This window comes from Halopseudomonas phragmitis, assembly GCF_002056295.1.
Classification (GTDB): Bacteria; Pseudomonadota; Gammaproteobacteria; order Pseudomonadales; family Pseudomonadaceae; genus Halopseudomonas; species Halopseudomonas phragmitis.
Map to the genome: position 1 here is coordinate 3,263,102 of NZ_CP020100.1, position 16,353 is coordinate 3,279,454.

17 protein-coding genes are annotated in these 16,353 nt (G+C 57.0%); 13 read left to right on the forward strand and 4 right to left on the reverse strand.

Going from position 1 to position 16,353, the window contains the following annotated elements; translation table 11 throughout:
- Positions 1 to 14: 14 nt before the first annotated feature.
- The 3 genes from BVH74_RS15110 to BVH74_RS15120 form a co-directional block, all read right to left on the reverse strand.
- Complete coding sequence (locus BVH74_RS15110) at positions 15 to 1,022, reverse strand: asparaginase domain-containing protein (RefSeq protein ID WP_080050891.1); 1,008 nt, start codon at positions 1,020 to 1,022, stop codon at positions 15 to 17.
- Positions 1,019 to 2,422 (reverse strand): aspartate ammonia-lyase, encoded by a 1,404-nt coding sequence (locus BVH74_RS15115; RefSeq protein ID WP_080050892.1) that lies wholly within the window; start codon positions 2,420 to 2,422, stop codon positions 1,019 to 1,021. The genes BVH74_RS15110 and BVH74_RS15115 overlap by 4 nt, the downstream gene beginning before the upstream one ends.
- A gap of 76 nt (positions 2,423 to 2,498) precedes the next feature.
- Positions 2,499 to 3,977: an alanine/glycine:cation symporter family protein gene (locus BVH74_RS15120; protein WP_080050893.1), complete on the reverse strand. Its 1,479-nt coding sequence runs from the start codon at positions 3,975 to 3,977 to the stop codon at positions 2,499 to 2,501.
- A gap of 161 nt (positions 3,978 to 4,138) precedes the next feature.
- On the opposite strand from BVH74_RS15120, the gene BVH74_RS15125 reads away from it, so the two are divergent.
- From BVH74_RS15125 to BVH74_RS15175, 10 genes are all read left to right on the forward strand, one after another.
- On the forward strand, positions 4,139 to 4,966 hold the full coding sequence (locus tag BVH74_RS15125; RefSeq protein ID WP_205890177.1) for a helix-turn-helix domain-containing protein: 828 nt from the start codon (positions 4,139 to 4,141) through the stop codon (positions 4,964 to 4,966).
- Between the two features lies 1 nt (position 4,967).
- A complete protein-coding gene (locus BVH74_RS15130; protein WP_080050894.1) occupies positions 4,968 to 5,369 on the forward strand; it encodes an SRPBCC family protein in 402 nt (133 codons plus the stop codon).
- 62 nt (positions 5,370 to 5,431) lie between these two features.
- Positions 5,432 to 6,055 carry a P-loop NTPase family protein gene (locus tag BVH74_RS15135; RefSeq protein WP_177344542.1) on the forward strand — a complete coding sequence of 208 codons (624 nt, stop codon included), beginning with the start codon at positions 5,432 to 5,434 and terminating at the stop codon, positions 6,053 to 6,055.
- A 166-nt stretch (positions 6,056 to 6,221) separates the two neighbouring features.
- Positions 6,222 to 6,644, forward strand: coding sequence for an MAPEG family protein (locus BVH74_RS15140; RefSeq protein ID WP_080050895.1), 423 nt, complete (start codon positions 6,222 to 6,224; stop codon positions 6,642 to 6,644).
- A gap of 169 nt (positions 6,645 to 6,813) precedes the next feature.
- Positions 6,814 to 9,000 (forward strand): OsmC domain/YcaO domain-containing protein, encoded by a 2,187-nt coding sequence (locus BVH74_RS15145; protein WP_080050896.1) that lies wholly within the window; start codon positions 6,814 to 6,816, stop codon positions 8,998 to 9,000.
- 523 nt (positions 9,001 to 9,523) lie between these two features.
- Entirely contained in the window at positions 9,524 to 9,832 is a 309-nt protein-coding gene (locus BVH74_RS15150) for a hypothetical protein (RefSeq protein ID WP_080050897.1), read from the forward strand.
- An 86-nt stretch (positions 9,833 to 9,918) separates the two neighbouring features.
- Complete coding sequence (locus BVH74_RS18820; protein WP_155121731.1) at positions 9,919 to 10,494, forward strand: hypothetical protein; 576 nt, start codon at positions 9,919 to 9,921, stop codon at positions 10,492 to 10,494.
- A 90-nt stretch (positions 10,495 to 10,584) separates the two neighbouring features.
- The gene (locus tag BVH74_RS15160; RefSeq protein ID WP_155121732.1) at positions 10,585 to 11,562 is read left to right on the forward strand and encodes a PIN domain-containing protein; all 978 of its coding nucleotides are present in this window, start codon (positions 10,585 to 10,587) and stop codon (positions 11,560 to 11,562) included.
- Between the two features lie 63 nt (positions 11,563 to 11,625).
- Positions 11,626 to 12,081, forward strand: a complete 456-nt coding sequence (locus BVH74_RS15165) for a GNAT family N-acetyltransferase (protein ID WP_080050900.1) — start codon at positions 11,626 to 11,628, stop codon at positions 12,079 to 12,081.
- 395 nt (positions 12,082 to 12,476) lie between these two features.
- The gene (locus tag BVH74_RS15175; RefSeq protein ID WP_080050902.1) at positions 12,477 to 12,854 is read left to right on the forward strand and encodes a VOC family protein; all 378 of its coding nucleotides are present in this window, start codon (positions 12,477 to 12,479) and stop codon (positions 12,852 to 12,854) included.
- A 109-nt stretch (positions 12,855 to 12,963) separates the two neighbouring features.
- On the opposite strand, the gene BVH74_RS15180 is transcribed toward BVH74_RS15175, so the two are convergent.
- Positions 12,964 to 13,869: a LysR family transcriptional regulator gene (locus BVH74_RS15180; protein ID WP_080050903.1), complete on the reverse strand. Its 906-nt coding sequence runs from the start codon at positions 13,867 to 13,869 to the stop codon at positions 12,964 to 12,966.
- A 154-nt stretch (positions 13,870 to 14,023) separates the two neighbouring features.
- Between BVH74_RS15180 and BVH74_RS15185 the strand changes: the two genes are divergently transcribed.
- The 3 genes from BVH74_RS15185 (at position 14,024) to BVH74_RS15195 (ending at position 16,285) form a co-directional block, all read left to right on the forward strand.
- Positions 14,024 to 14,785, forward strand: a complete 762-nt coding sequence (locus BVH74_RS15185) for an SDR family oxidoreductase (RefSeq protein WP_080050904.1) — start codon at positions 14,024 to 14,026, stop codon at positions 14,783 to 14,785.
- Positions 14,786 to 14,832: 47 nt separating this feature from the next.
- Positions 14,833 to 15,669 (forward strand): enoyl-CoA hydratase/isomerase family protein, encoded by an 837-nt coding sequence (locus tag BVH74_RS15190; protein WP_080050905.1) that lies wholly within the window; start codon positions 14,833 to 14,835, stop codon positions 15,667 to 15,669.
- A gap of 199 nt (positions 15,670 to 15,868) precedes the next feature.
- Positions 15,869 to 16,285: a GFA family protein gene (locus BVH74_RS15195; RefSeq protein ID WP_080050906.1), complete on the forward strand. Its 417-nt coding sequence runs from the start codon at positions 15,869 to 15,871 to the stop codon at positions 16,283 to 16,285.
- The last annotated feature ends 68 nt before the right edge of the window (positions 16,286 to 16,353 follow it).

The window sequence follows — 16,353 nt, forward strand, 5'->3', positions numbered from 1 at the left end:
CGAGCCGCCCGCTATCAGCCCTGCTCCCCGCACAGCGACCGGGTCAGCAACGCTGCCAACCGCTCGCCGCTGTAGCCCAGCGCCAGCAGCACATGAAGCTTGGCGAAAGCCGCTTCGGGGGTCAGATCGTTGCCGGGGATCACGCCAATGCGGTTGAGCGCAGCGCCCGTGGCATAGGCGCCCTGGCTGACCTGGCCCTGATAGCACTGGCTGATATTGAGCACGCTGATACCGGCCTGCACCGCCCGCTGCAGGCTATCCATCAACGCCTTGTCGGCATCCGGCGGGTTGCCGACCCCATAGGTCGCCAGCACCAGCCCCTGCAAACCAGGGCTGGCCAGCACCGCATCGAGCAAACTGGCCGGCATGCCCGGATAGACATTGAGCACCGCCACCCGACTGGCATCGAAGGCTGGAATCCGAAAATCCGGCTCGCCCTTAGGCAGCAACAGATCATCGCGCAAATGCAGGTCAATACCCACCTCGCCCAGCCAGGGCGCATTCGGCGAATCGAAGGCATCAAAGCCGGTGCTGCGCACCTTGCGCGCACGGTTACCGCGCAGCAGACGGCCGCGGAAGTAGATGCACACCTCGTGAACGCGGCCGCTGGCGGCCAGGATCAGCGAGGTGGCGAGATTATCCAGCGCGTCCGTGCGCGGCTGCGCCAGCGGGATCTGCGAGCCGGTCAGGATCACCGGCTTGTCACAGCCGCGTAGCAGAAAAGACAGCGCCGACGCAGTGTAGGCCATGGTATCGGTGCCATGCAGCAGCACGAAACCGTCGTAGTTGTGCCATTGCTCAACCACAACCCCGGCAATACGCGCCCAGTCGGCCGGCACCAGATTGGCGCTGTCGATCAGATGCTCCAGCTCGATCAGATCATAGTCGGGCAAGGCCTCGGCGCCGTCGTCCCAATGCGCGTGCAAGCGCCCGGCAAAGCCGGGCATTGGCACATAGCCGTCGGCCGACGGCAGCATGCCGATGGTGCCGCCGCAATAGACGATCAGCACCCTGCCCTTCACGACACCACTCCTGCCGGTGCCAGCATGGCCCGTGGGCTGAGCAAACGATCCAGCTCCAGTTCTTCCAGCAACCCTTCGCCAAGCACCAGTTCGCGCACGGTGCTGCCGCTATGCAGTGCCTCGGCGGCGATGCGGGTAGCGTTGGCGTAGCCGATGCGCGGTACCAATGCGGTGATGATGCCAATGCTGTTGTCGACATGCCGGGCGCACTGCTCGGCATTGGCGCGAATGCCCTGGATGCAGCGCTCATCGAGCATGCTGCAGGCAGCTTCAAGCATCTTCATCGAGTTCAGCAGGTTGTAAACGATCAAAGGCTCCATGGCGTTGAGCTGCAACTGCCCGGCCTCGGCAGCCAGGGTTACTGCCAGATCGCTGGCGATCACCTGATAGGCCGTCTGGTTGACTGCCTCGGGGATTACCGGATTGACCTTGCCGGGCATGATCGAGGAACCCGGCTGGCGCGGCGGCAGCAGAATCTCGCCAAGCCCGGTGCGCGGGCCGCTGGAAAGCAGGCGCAGGTCGTTGCACATCTTGCCGAGCTTGACCGCAAAACGCTTGAGAATCCCCGAAAACAGCACGAAGGCACCCATGTCCGAGGTAGCCTCAACCAGGTTGCTGGCCGACACGATCGGCTTGGCGGAAATCTCCGCCAGATACTTCACCGCCAGCGCCTGATAGCGTGCAGGCGCATTGATACCGGTACCGATCGCAGTACCGCCCAGGTTGACCTCGCACAGCAGCCGGCTGGCCTCGTGCAGGCGATCAACGTCTTCACCCAGGTTGACGGCAAAGGCCTCGAACTCCTGGCCCAGCGTCATGGGTACCGCATCCTGCAACTGAGTCCGGCCCATCTTGACGATATCGGCAAACTCGCGGCCCTTGGCTTCCAGGCTGCCCTTCAAGCGGATAATCGCCTGCTCCAGAGGCTCAGCACAGAACTGCACTGCCAGACACACGGCAGTCGGATAGGCGTCGTTGGTCGATTGCGACTTGTTGACGTCGTCGTTGGGGTGCAGGTACTGGTACTCGCCCTTGGCATGCCCCAGCTTTTCCAACGCCAGGTTGGCGATCACCTCGTTGGCATTCATGTTGGTCGAGGTACCGGCTCCGCCCTGGATCAGGTCGACCACGAACTGGTCGTGCAGCGCCCCAGCGATGATGTCGTCACAGGCCGCGACAATCGCCTCGGCCTTGTGCGGCGCCAGCACCTCAAGATCGCGGTTGGCCAGCGCAGCGGCCTTCTTGACCATGGCCAGCGCGCGAATAAACGCCGGGAAATGGCTGATCGGCACGCCGGTAATGGCGAAGTTGTCCAGCGCACGCTGGGTCTGAATGCCATACCAGGCGTCAGCGGGCACCGCCAGATCGCCGAGCAGATCGTGTTCAATACGGGTGTTCATGATGGCGAGGGACCTCAGTGGGTATCACAGTGAACGGGAGGGGTGGCCCGCCCAGACGGGCGGGCCGTTGGATGGATCAGGAAAGGGTTTCGCGCGGCTGGGCCAGAGCGGCACTACGCTGCTGCAGGCGCTCGATATCCTCGGGTTCCAGCACCCAGGCCGCTGGATCAACGTTCATGTCGCGGAACTTCTCAGCCTCGAAGATCGGCTGCTCGACACCCTCGGCAATCTGCCGGTCGTAGTCCTTGAGAATCCGCAGACCCGGCTTGAACAGCGCCACCAGAGCAATCAGGTTGACCAGTGCCAGCAGGCCCATGGTCACATCGGCAAAGGCGAACACAGTGCCCAGATCGGTGGTCGCACCCCAGCACACCAGACCAATGGTGATCACCCGGAAGCCGTTGAACAGGTTCTGGTTCGAGGTATTGAAGAAGTTGATGCTGTTCTCGCCCAAGTAGTAGTTGTACAGCACGGTACTGAAGCCAAACAGCAACAGCGCGATACTGACGAAGCTACGACCCCAGTCACCGACGTGATCAGCCAGTGCCGACTGGGTCAGCGCCACACCGCCGATGTCAGCCAGCGCCGCCGGATCGTAGATGCCGCTGAGCAGAATGATGAAGGCGGTGCAGGAACAGATGATGATGGTGTCGATGAACACCGAGAACGACTGCACCACGCCCTGGTTGGCCGGGTGCGGCACATAGGCCACCGCCGCCACGTTGGGCGCACTGCCCAGACCGGCCTCGTTGGAGAACAGGCCACGCTTGACGCCCATCATGATCGCCGCGCCAATACCACCACCGACGACCTGCTCCAAACCGAAGGCGCTCTTGACGATCAGTACGATCACATCAGGAATCAGGCTCAGGTTCATGCCCAGTACGACCAGGGTAATCAGCAGGTAACCCACCGCCATGATCGGCACCAGGAACTCCGCTACCCGGGCAATTCGCTTGACCCCACCGAAGATGATCAGACCGGCGATCATCGCCAGACCAATGCCAGAGTAGAACACCGGGATGTTGAAAGCGTCATTCAGCGAGGTCGCTACCGCATAGGATTGCAGCGCGTTGAAGCCGAAACCGAAGGTCACCAGCAGCAGTACCGAATAAACCGCCGCCATCCACTTCCAGCGCGGCCCCAGCCCCTTGGAGATATAGTGCGCCGGACCACCACGATAGGTGCCATCCGGCTCGGCCTGCTTGTAGGCCTGGGCCAGGGAACATTCAAGGAAACTGGTGGCCATACCTATCAGGCCGACCATCCACATCCAGAAGATCGCGCCCGGACCACCCAGCGTGATCGCCACGGCGACACCGGCGATATTACCGCCACCCACCCGGCCGGCAATCGACAGCACCAGCGCCTGGAATGAGCTCAAATGGCCGTGTTTATTGCGCTGAAACGCCTGACTGGCGCCCAATACGCGGAACATGCGAGTGAAATAGCGGAATTGAACGAAACGCGAAGCAACAGTGAAGCCGACACCGACGATCAGCAGCAGGGCTATCAGGACCTTGCCCCACAGCAGGTCATTGAGTAAGTCCAGCATGGCAGTCTCCGTGGTTGTTGTTGTAGGAAGAGATGCATTTAAACAACCCGACGGCGCTGTTAGAATTTTGCTTTCTAGCGTCAAAGTGGCGCAAACTGTCGCTGTTAGCGCATCAAATCGCGCTAGCGCAAACTGACGCACATGAACACGGAAACCGCCTGATGAGCGACCCCGGACTGCATGACGATCTGGCCCAGAACCTGAAGCTGCTCTGCAGCTACTACAAATCCATCGCCGAAGTCTGCCGGCGCCTGGATATCAACCGCCCACAGTTCAACCGCTACCTCAGCGGTCAGCACAAACCCTCCGCCAACACCCTGCGCCGTCTGTGTGAATTCTTTGGGGTCGAGGTGCAGGAAATTTTGCTGCCGCACGAGCAGTTCGAACGGCTGGTGCAGGTTCGCCCGCGTTACGAGCGCAGCACCGTCGATGCCGCCGGCACCGTACTCGAACATCTCGACCAGCTAGGCAAGACCAGCGGCGAACTGGAGCGCTACCTGGGCTACTACTTCGAGTACTACCTGTCGATGTCTACCCCCGGCAAACTGCTGCGCAATCTGGTCTGCCTGGAGCGGCGCGACGATCAGGTGGTGTTCCAGCGTACCGAACGCATGCAACCCAGCCCCGCAGAGCCGCCCTATCACAACCGCTATCAGGGCATCGCCTACCTGCTGGCCGACCGCCTGTTTCTGGTCGACTATGAAACCCTCAACCGCCGCGAAATCACCCAGACCATCCTGTTCCCCAGCTTTCGCAACCGGGTTACCCGGCTGACCGGGCTCAAGGTCGGCGTCTCGGACAACAGTCAACGCATGCCCTGCTGCGCCCGTGTGCTATATGAATACCTCGGCCCCAGCGTGCGTCTGCGCAAGGCGTTCAGCCTCTGCGGCCTGTACGACAGCCAGGACCCGCGCATCGACCAATCGATCCGCGAAGCAGTCAGCAACGACATGCTCCCCGGCCAAACCCTGTTTCAGGCGAGACACTGACATGACCCCGGTCAAACACCTCAGCATCAGCATCAACCGCCCACCCGCCGAGGTTTACGCCTGGGCCGGCAACCCGCTTAACCTGCCCCAATGGGCCGCCGGCCTGGCCCGCTCGCAGGTCAGCCCAGACGGTGACAGCTGGCAAGTCCAGGCCCCCTTCGGCCGCGTGCGCCTGCGCTTCGCCCCGGCCAACGACTTCGGCGTCATGGACCACGATGTCGAACTGGAAACCGGCGAAGTCGTCCACAACCCCATGCGCGTAGTCCCCAACGGCACCGGCAGCGAGTTCATCTTCACCCTGATCCGCCAACCGGGCATGACCGATGCACAATTCGAAGCCGACGCCCAAGCGGTGGCGGCAGACCTGCAAACATTGAAAAGGCTATTGGAAGCACAAAGCTAAGAAGCAGCGCCGCCGGCTGCCAGAGGCCGGCCGAAGCAAGCCTGCAGACTTCAGGAGCCACCATGAAAGCCATACTGCTAGGCAATGCCGGCGCCGGAAAAAGCACTCTGGCCAGACAACTGATCGGCGAACGCCCGATAGCCCGCCTCTCGCTGGACGAAATTGCCTGGGACGAAGGGCCCGAGCGCAAACCGCTGAGCGAAAGCCTGGCCCTGCTGCACGAGTTTATCGAGCAACATGAGCACTGGGTGATCGAAGGCTGTTACAGCGACCTGATTGAAGCGGCCCTGCCCCACTGCAGCGAACTGCGCTTTCTCAACCCTGGCACCGACACCTGCATCGCCCACTGCCGCAGCCGGCCCTGGGAGCCAGAGAAATTTGCCTCGCCCGAGCAGCAACAGGCCATGCTCGAATACCTGATCGACTGGGTTGGCAGCTATGCCAGCCGCGACGATGAGTACGGCCTCCAACGCCACCGCCAACTGTTTGAGCGCTTCACCGGCCCCAAGGTCGAATACCTCAGCCCCGCCAGCAACCCCGCGCCCTGGCAGCTCTACCGTATCGACGACAACGGCAACGAAATCACCATGCAACACTTCAGCGACTACAGCGAGGCCGAACGCACCCGCCAGGACTTCGAACAACGCGGCCACAAGCAGACCTACCTGATCAAAGCCAGCCCCTGAGCCTCCCTGGATCTCTACCGAGAGCACCATCCCCCTGGGAGCCTGGAGCATCTGCTCCAGGACACAAACGCTTCAACACGGCGCAAATGAGCCTCACACCAACCGAACAAAAACACCTACACTGCTGCAGCAATGCCCACAACAACCAAAAACAAGGCCAACACGCATGACCCTGAACTCCATCTTTCTCCCGATCGTCGTCCAAACCCTGCTCATCCTGTGGCTCTACATCCTGCTCAACCTGCGCAAACAGCGGGCCGCCAGTCAGGGCCAAGTCGATGAAAGCCGCCGCGCGCTGTTCGATGACGCCTGGCCTGAGTCGGTAATCAAGGTCAACAACTGCATTCGCAACCAGTTCGAACTGCCGCTGCTGTTCTGCGTTCTGTGCATCACGTTGTCGATCCTCAATGCGGTCGGCTGGCTGGCGCTGGCTTGTGCCTGGCTGTTTGTCGCCAGCCGGATTGCGCATGCCATCGTCCACACCGGCTCCAACATCATCATGGTGCGGCGACGGCTGTTCATGATCGGCACAGTGCTGGTACTGATCATGACCGTCCTGCTACTGCTACGCCTGCTCGGCCTGTATTAGGCCAGCCCCCGCATAAAACTCGCAGCCGGCCCCTGTGTGTGTCGCGCTCCCGCGCGACACCTCACCTCCCCAAAAGTACCCCCCAGCGCGTTTTTATGAGACCATCGCGCCCCCTGAAAGCCCTACGCACACAGCACCTGCCCAGTAGCCAACCCCCGGTAAGCCGCCCATGGAAATCAAAGTCAATTATCTCGACAACCTGAGACTTGAAGCCAAGTTCGACGACTTTACCGTCATTTCCGACCAGCCCATCCGCTACAAGGGTGACGGCTCGGCGCCCGGCCCGTTTGACTACTTCCTGGCCTCCTCGGCCATGTGCGCAGCCTATTTCGTCAAGGTCTACTGCAACACCCGCAACATCCCGACCGACAACATCCGCCTGTCGCAGAACAACATCGTCGACCCCGAAGACCGCTACAAGCAGATCTTCAAGATCCAGGTCGAGCTGCCCGAAGACATCAGCGAAAAAGATCGCCTGGGCATCATCCGCTCCATCGACCGCTGCACCGTGAAAAAGGTCGTGCAGGCCAGCCCCGACTTCCAGATCGAAGTAGTGGAAAACCTCGACGAAGACGCCCAGGCCCTGCTGACCCTGAACCCAGCCAGCGACAGCCAGACCTATATCGAAGGCAAGGACCTGCCGCTGGAGCAGACCATTGCCAACATGACGGCAATCCTCGCCGAACTGGGGATGAAGATCGAAATCGCCTCCTGGCGCAACATCGTGCCGCACGTCTGGTCACTGCACATCCGCGATGCCGCCTCACCCATGTGCTTCACCAACGGCAAGGGCGCAACCAAGGAAGCCGCGCTGTGCTCGGCACTGGGCGAATTCATCGAGCGGCTGAACTGCAACTTCTTCTACAACGACCAGTACTTCGGCCAGGACATCGCCAACAGCGCCTTCGTCCACTACCCGAATGAAGAATGGTTCCAGCCTGGCCCCAACGGCGAACTGCCCGACGGCCTGCTCGACGACTACTGCCTGGCCATCTACAACCCCGAAGGCGAACTGCTCGGCACTCACCTGTACGACACCAACTCCGGCACCCCCGAACGCGGCATCTGCGCCCTGCCCTTCGTACGCCAGTCCGACGGCGAAGTGGTGTACTTCCCGTCCAACCTGATCGAAAACCTGTACCTCTCCAATGGCATGAGCGCCGGCAACACCCTGCCCGAAGCCCAGGTACAGTGCCTGTCGGAAATCTTTGAACGCGCAGTGAAAAAGGCCATCATCGAAAACGAACTGGCGCTGCCCGACGTACCCGACGAAGTGCTGGCCAAGTACCCGCACATCCAGGAAGGCATCCAGGCGCTGGAAGCCCAGGGCTTCCCGGTACTGGTCAAGGATGCCTCGCTGGACGGCCAATTCCCGGTCATGTGCGTAACCCTGATGAACCCGAGAACCGGCGGCGTGTTCGCCTCCTTCGGCGCACACCCGAGCTTTCAGATCGCGCTTGAGCGCAGCCTGACCGAACTGCTGCAAGGCCGCAGCTTCGAAGGCCTGAACGACCTGCCGGCGCCGACCTTCAACTCCATGGCGGTCAGCGAGCCGAACAACTTCGTCGAACACTTCATCGACTCCAGCGGCGTAGTGTCCTGGCGCTTCTTCAGCGCCAAATCCGAGTTCGAATTCTGCGAATGGGACTTCTCCGGCACCAGCGAAGAAGAAGCCGCCACCCTATTCGGCATCCTCGAAGAACACGGTCTGGAAAGCTACATGGCCGTCTTCAACGACCTGGGCGCCCCGGTCTGCCGCATCCTGGTGCCCGGCTACTCCGAGGTCTACCCGGTCGAAGACCTGATCTGGGACAACACCAACATCGCCCTGCAGTTCCGCGAAGACATCCTCAACCTGCACCGCCTGAGCGACGAGCAACTGGCCGACCTGCTGGAGCGCCTGGAAGACAGCGAACTCGACATCTACATGACCATCATCACCCTGATCGGCATCGAGTTCGACGAAAACACCGTCTGGGGCCAGCTCACCATTCTGGAACTGAAACTGCTGATCCAGCTCGCCCTCGGCCAGCACGAAGCCACACTGGAAAGCGTGGAAACCTTCCTGCAATACAACGACAACACCGTCGAGCGCCGGCGCTTCTACCAGGCCATGCAGGCCGTACTGGAAGTCACCCTGGACGACGAACTGGAACTGGACGACTACCAATACAACTTCCAGCGCATGTTCGGCACAGAGACCCTGAGCGCCGTCATCGGCTCAGTCAACGGCAGCACCCGCTTCCACGGCCTCACCCCCACCAGCCTGGCACTGGAAGGCCTGGACAAACACCAGCGCCTGATCGACAGCTACCAAAAACTCCACCGCGCCCGCGCCCAAAAAGCCGGCCAATAAACAACCCAAGGCCCCAACCACGGGGCCTTACCCCAAAGCCCACACCAAGAGCTTGCACCTGGGAGCCTGCACCTGGGAGCCTGGAGCATCCGCTCCAGGCAATCCCCCAGCCCAACCACCAGCTCACCTAGGAGTGTCGTACGCCCGCGCGACACAAAACCCACCACACCACAAAAATGGCCCTTGGCCTCCACGCCATAACGGTTTATCTTCAAACCATCATCGACAAGGAGGTCAGCATGGCCCAGCAAGGACAAGCAATCCGCAGCAAAACAGTCCACGCCCAGCGATACACCCTTGGATTACATGCAAAACCCTGCATTCGATATGCGCCAGGGCATGATTGTACGCATGAAATAGAGAAGCCAAGCGATTACGCTGGAGTGTTTGGGGTGTGGGTTAAGGGATTGAATGTATGAAGGTTTTCCGCTCGTCAGTGCTGAGCAAGACCGCAATCATAGAGAAGCCACTGATATGTGGTCATAAAGCCGTCGATCCACTTCACTGTTATGTGTAGTCAGCTATGAGCACAGAAATAAGACAGTATCTCGGAATCGCGGTCGCAATGGAGGGGAACTCTGGCGGCTATCCGCATGGAGAGCGGCACGCACTTATTCTCTACGTGGCGCAGGAGGAAGGAGCTGAGCCCGATTGGGATGAGGCAGAGAATATCGTTCTTGAGAAACTATGGGGCAATGTAAGGCTTAGGAAAACTGGCGTTCTCGCAAAAAATATGGACCTTCAGGAGCCTTTTTTAGAGATGTATACGCAGGCGATGGAATACGGATCAGCTTTGCTTATATACACTGAGGTTGAGGATGAAAACACATAACCAAGCGTACCAGTTCGCCGCCGCAAGCGGCGGCAGGACGCTCGTAAACTCGCGCCTCTGTACGCGGCGTTAGCGAGATAATCAAGATGCTTAGTTTGAATTGGATGATTTATGGGAAGGACCACCCTTCTTTAGCCCGTCGTCATTGCGTTCACGGAATAACCGCATTAGCGATTTTAACTGCATGGGGGTTGAAGTCAGATTTTATCGCATCAGAGAGTTGGTCGAGTGTAGGTCTATACCTTTCCTTGTTTATAACAGCTGTGTTAACAGCTTTGCCCTGGTATGGATACATTACAAAAAAGATAAAGATGCAGCGTGAATTGAAAAAACTAAAGTTTACGCTTTTTTTGATGCTAATCCCACCATTAACTATGATGTTCATCTACACCGGACTTGTGCATGGAGCACCCTCAATTATCACCGCTTTTTTTGGATCTGATAGAAAAGTAGTACAGGAATTGGAAAAGGCAACGTTCTTTAATAAAAGACATTGCAATTATAGGCTTGAAGGTGATTTTCTAGATCGCGCTTTACCCTCACACATTTGCATTAATCTTGAGTATTATTCATCATCTCCAGACCTTGTACAGGTCACATTAAGTGGTAAAGAAAATTATTTCGGTTTTTTAATTGGCAATGTATCGAGTGCTAGTCGCTAACAATCGCAGGCACTGGGACAAAATTTCCGCTGCGCTACAATTTTGCCCGTGCTGCGGGCGTTAAGCATCAAGAATAGCTCGGAGTAAGCATTGAACCTATTCATAGATACAAATGTATTTCTTTCGTTTTACCATCTTTCAAACGATGATCTTGAAGAGATACACAAACTGGCGGCACTTCTCGAGAAAGGAGACGTAAAGCTTTGGCTGACTGAACAGGTAAAGGATGAATTCAAAAGGAACAGAGAAAACAAAATATCGGAAGCCGTAAAGAAACTTCAAGAGCAAAAGAAAAAGCCCCAGTTTCCGCAGATATGTAAGGATTATGAAGAATATCCAGTAATACGTGAACTCCAAAAAGAATATGAAAAGCATTTGTCGTCTCTTATTAAAAAAGTCTCTGACGATGTTGCATCAAGAAGCCTAAAGGCAGACGAAAAGATAACGGAGCTTTTTGGGAAAGCAACTATCATCAGTACGGATTCTAGCTTGATAGAAAAAGCAAGGTTCAGAATGGATGTACGTAATCCACCTGGGAAAGATGGTTCTCTGGGGGATGCAATTAACTGGGAAGGTTTATTGGAGTCTGTGACAAATGGAGAGCCGTTGCACTTGGTTGCGGACGACAAAGATTACTATTCTGTCCTTGATGAAAATGTAATAAAAGAATTTCTGAGTGATGAATGGGCTGAGAAGAAAGAATCCCAAGTGCATTTTTATAGGCGGCTTTCACAGTTCTTCAAAGAGCACTATCCAGAAATTAAATTGGCAACAGAGCTTGAAAAAGAGTTGGCGATTAAGGCCCTTGTTAATAGTAGTAACTTTGCATCAACTCATTCATCAATATCTAAGCTGTCTAAATATGCTGAGTTTAATAAGTCGCAAGCAAACGAGCTAGCTCAGGTTGCAATTAGCAATAGCCAAATAAATTGGATTATCTGTGATTCGGACGTCTATGAATTCTATAGCAACCTCATTGAAAGTCATGGCGCTCACCTGGAAAATGAGCTTTTGGAACAGCTCAAAGAAGAGTTGTCAGATTGTGAGCCAAGCGACGATGATGCTTAACAAAACATTGCAGCGGACAAGCCGCTGAATGCGGCGTTAGACGTTTCCCCCAGGAGAAAAAGAGTGCAATCAGTCCCTGTTCGCCAAGCCGTTCTCGCCGACATCGAGAAGATCATTCCGTTGTTTGATGGATATCGCCAGTTCTATGGCCAGCCAAGTGACGAGGCTGCAGTCCGAGACTTCTTGCGCAAACGGTTTGAGCAACGAGACTCAGTGCTGTTTGTGGCCGAGGTTGAAGGCCGAACGGTTGGCTTCACGCAGCTCTACCCAACGTTCTCATCTGTGTCGATGGCGCGGACCTTCGTGCTCAATGATCTGTTCGTATCGCCTGCGGCAAGAAGGTCTGGCGTTGGGCGAAGCCTACTTAGTGCAGCGGCGCACTACGCACGAGAGGTCGGTGCTATCCGACTGTCGCTCTCAACGGCCATCACAAACAAAGCAGGTCAGTCTCTCTATGAGGGTGCAGGCTGGCGGCGTGACGAGGTTTTCTATGTGTACCACTTTGCCACAAACGTCTAACCATTCCATCGAGCGGATGGAGGGCCTCCCCCTGAGGCTTTTGAAATGGCCTCCGTTTTGAACTTCCCCCGCAAAATTGGCTTAGGCCTTCTGCTAACACTCGCCATACTGCTCTTCGCAGCGCTGGCCAATGGCCCCAGCATATTACTCGACATATTTTTCGCCATGATCTATCTCCCGCTGGCTCCCCTCGCCCACCTGGGGCTGCCGGTTATTGAGCCGGGATCGGGTTGGGGGTGGTCGGGGCCGTCTAATTTTGGCTTTGCGCTTGCCATAGGCTTTTGGCTGGGCGCTTGGCTATTGATTGGCCATGTCGTTGAGATAGTCTTGAGGCGATTAAAAACGCCTGATTAGCTAACCGGGGTTTTACCTTCAACCAGAGCAGGCGCATCACCATGCCCAACCTGAACACTGTAGAAATCAAAGCCTTCGTCCCCGCCCGGGACTTCGAGCTATCCAAACGTTTTTACACCGACCTTGGCTTTACCCTGGCCTGGGGCTCGGACGATATGGCGTATTTTCATGCCGGCTCGTGCAGCTTTCTGCTCCAGCGCTTCTACGTAAAGGAGCATGCCGACAACTTCATGATGCACCTGCTGGTCGAGGATGTGGAAAGCTGGTGGCAGCACGTGTGCAGTCAACAACTGGGCGATAAGTACGGTGTGCGTATACTGCCACCGGAAGACCGGCCCTGGGGCATGCGGGATTTTGTGATTGATGACCCAACAGGGGTGCTGTGGCGGATTGGCCAGAATACCGACCCGGTTCAATAGCGGGCTCAAGGAGGGAACCATGGCAACAACAGGCAGCTGTTTGTGCGGCGGTGTGACGTTCAGTATTGGCCGCCGCGATGGTTTGCCAGAGACCTGCAGATTGGCGACGCTACTGCATGGCTGTGAGCAGGGTATGCCGCAACCAGGTATTGGCCGGATCCGACTCGCGTTCTTTGTGCCAGAACAGGTGCAACTCCACGCCCGGCACCGTCATCGGTAGTGGGTGAATATGGTTGTCCAGATAGGCGTTGCTGGAAATCGCCAGGCCGCGAGGCATAGTTAGCAGCAGATCGCTGCCAGCAACTATACGACAGGCCGACTCATAGTGTTGGCAGCGTGCGGCGATCTGACGTTTGATGCCTTGTCGAGCCAGTTCGAAGTCCACAACACCGTATCCCATACGCCGGGACGACACAGTGACATGCTGCGCGGCCAAGTAACTGTCGCTGTCAATGGCAGCGCTTGAGCGGCTGACCACCACAAACTCGTCACGGCTCAGGAAGCTATGAAACAGTTCGTCATCGGCTGCCTGTGCCACATCAATGGCGCAGTCGAGGCGACCAGTAGCCAGGTCTGCTTTGAGCGTTGAGCGTTTGATACGCGCGCTGGCGACCTGAATCCCTGGCACAGCTCCACGCAGTACCTTGACCAGGGTCGGCAGCAGGGCGTGCTCAATCACGTCGTGCATCGCCAAGGCCACCGTGGCGATATCGCGCGCGGGCTCAAAACTATGACTGTGGGCTACGGCTCGTTGCAGAAACCCCAAACCTTCCTGAACGTCCGGCCAAATACGCGTGGCCAGCGGCGTCGGCACAACACCCTGAGCCTCGCGGATGAACAGCTGGTCGTCGAGTTGTTGGCGCATACGAGCCAGCGCATGGCTAACGGCTGATTGGCTTACCGATAGTAATTCTGCGGCGCGTGTGAGATTGCGTTCGCGATAAATCGCGGCGAAGACTCGAAACAGGTTCAAGTCCAAGCGTGTTATGAGAGATGAGTAATTATTTTTGTTCATGACTGCCAATGAAAAACCATCACTTCATTAATTATATGCCAACACCTAGCATGGCGATACTCAGTCGAAGCGCCAGTCCATGCACTGTGAAAGGTATTCCGTGGTCGTGATTGGCCGGCTCGTGTCAGATCTGAACATTGGAAGAGGCAATAAAATGAGCAGCACAAATTCAGGCAGGGTTGCTTTGGTAACTGGCGCGGCGAACGGCATTGGTCGCGCCACCGCGTTGGCATTCGCAAAAAACGGGTACAAAGTAGTTGTCTCCGACATCGACAGCCAAGCAGGTAAAGAGACCGTGGCGTTGATTGAGGAGGCAGGTGGTGAGGCAACGTTCATCCACTGCGATGTGTCCCGTGATGAAGACGTACGCCTATTGGTTGACGGAACCGTGTCAACCTACGGCAGGCTTGATTGCGCATTCAACAACGCAGGGATTGAGATTGAGAAATGCAAATTGGCCGAAGGCGAAGAAGGTGTTTTCGATGCCATCATGAACGTGAACGTGAAGGGGGTATGGCTGTGTATGAAATATCAAATCCCCGTGATGCTTGCACAGGGGGGTGGGTCAATTGTTAACACCGCCTCAGTCGCGGGTTTGATCGCTGCGCCCAAACAGGGCATTTATTCAGCCTCCAAGCATGCGGTGATCGGGTTAACCAAGACAGCTGCGGCCGAATACGCCCGAAAGAATATTCGAGTGAATGCCGTTTGCCCTGCAATTATCGACACTGAAATGTTTCGTCGTGCCAACGCAGCTGATGCAAGGTATGTGGCGATGGCAGTAGCAGCTCATCCGATCGGGCGGATAGGCACTGTCGAAGAAATTGCCGCAGCCGTTCTTTACTTGTCCGGAGATTTGGCGGGCTTTACGACGGGCGTCGCCATGCCGGTCGATGGCGGCCTCACGGCCCAGTAAGCAATAAAAAAACAATATGAATATATAGCCAATTACAGAGAATAGTTATGAGCGGATACCGGAGCTTTACCCGTGAAGATCGTGAAGGTGTGGCCGTGGTGCGATTCAATCACCCGCCAATTAATTTGGTCGACCGTACCATGGTGATCGACTTGCTCCGTTTGGCCCAACAGCTTGAGAATGATGACCAGACCAAAGTCGTTATCTTTCGCAGCGACCATCCTGAATTCTTCCTTGCCCACTATGATCTGGGCAGTGAACTCGACGCTCCTCCCGTAGTCTTGCCACCAGGCACGACGAGCCCACTTAGTGGGCTCTTCAGTCGTTTGAGTCGCCTCCCTCAGGTAACTATTGGTGAGTTGAGAGGGCGCGCCCGAGGAGCCGGAAGCGAATTTCTTCTGGCGCTGGATATGCGTTTTGCCGCGCGCGAAACCGCAGTGCTTGGCCAACCGGAAATTGGAGTGGGACTTTTACCGGGGGCAGGCGGAACTGTCCGGTTGACGCAAATGCTGGGTAGAGGCCGGGCATTGGAAGTATGCCTGGGCGGAGAGGATTTTGATGCCAATACCGCCGAGCTCTACGGCTGGATCAACCGAGCGCTGCCAGGCGAGCAACTCAGCGACTTTTGCGATGCTCTTGCCCGCCGTATTGCTGGGTTTCCGGCCAAAGGTATCGGCAATGTTAAAGCGGTGGTGGATACTGTCAGCAGACCTGATGAAGATACTCTGGCGGATGAGTCACAGCGCTTCGTTGCCGATATGCACGAGCAAGAAACAATTGATCGCGTGAAATGGTTGCTCTCGCAGGGCGGCCAAACCCAAGGCGCCATGGAACTTAAACTTGGTGAGCTGCTGGACATGTATCCCCTTCCTATCGATGCATAGCGATCATCCGTCCGCAGCTTTCTGCTCCAGCGCTTCTATGTAAAAGAGCATGCCGACAACTTCATGATGCACCTGCTGGTTGAGGATCTGGAAAGCTGGTGGCAGCATGTGTGCAATCAACAACCGGGCGAGAAGTACGGTGTGCGCATCCTGCCACCAGAATCCCGACCCGGTTCAATAGCGGGCTCAAGGAGGAACCATGGCAACAACAGGCAGCTGTTTGTGCGGCGGTGTAACGTTCAGTATTGAAGGTGAGCTGGAGCCCATTCAGGTGTGCCACTGCAGGCAATGCCGCAAGGCTCAGGGTACGCCGTTGGTCAGCAATATTCCGGTATCGGCGGCGGCGTTTACGTTGCTCAGCGGTGAGCAGTTGCTGAGTGCCTATGAATCCTCGCCGGGCAAGCATCGATTCTTCTGCAAGGTCTGTGGCTCGCCGGTTTACAGCCGCCGCGACGGTTTGCCAGAGGTGCTGCGCATTCGTGCCGGGACGCTGGATGGCGAGTTGCAGACCCGGCCGGTGGCGCATTTTTACTATGCCCACCGGGCGAACTGGTTTGAGGTCAACGATGAACTACCGAAGTTTCCTGAGGCCTATATTCCGGCGGAGAAGCCTTAGCCCGCCCCCGAGAATGGTATCGGTACGTACAGCAGACTGACTGTGACATCAGGCGTCTACTGGCGCGC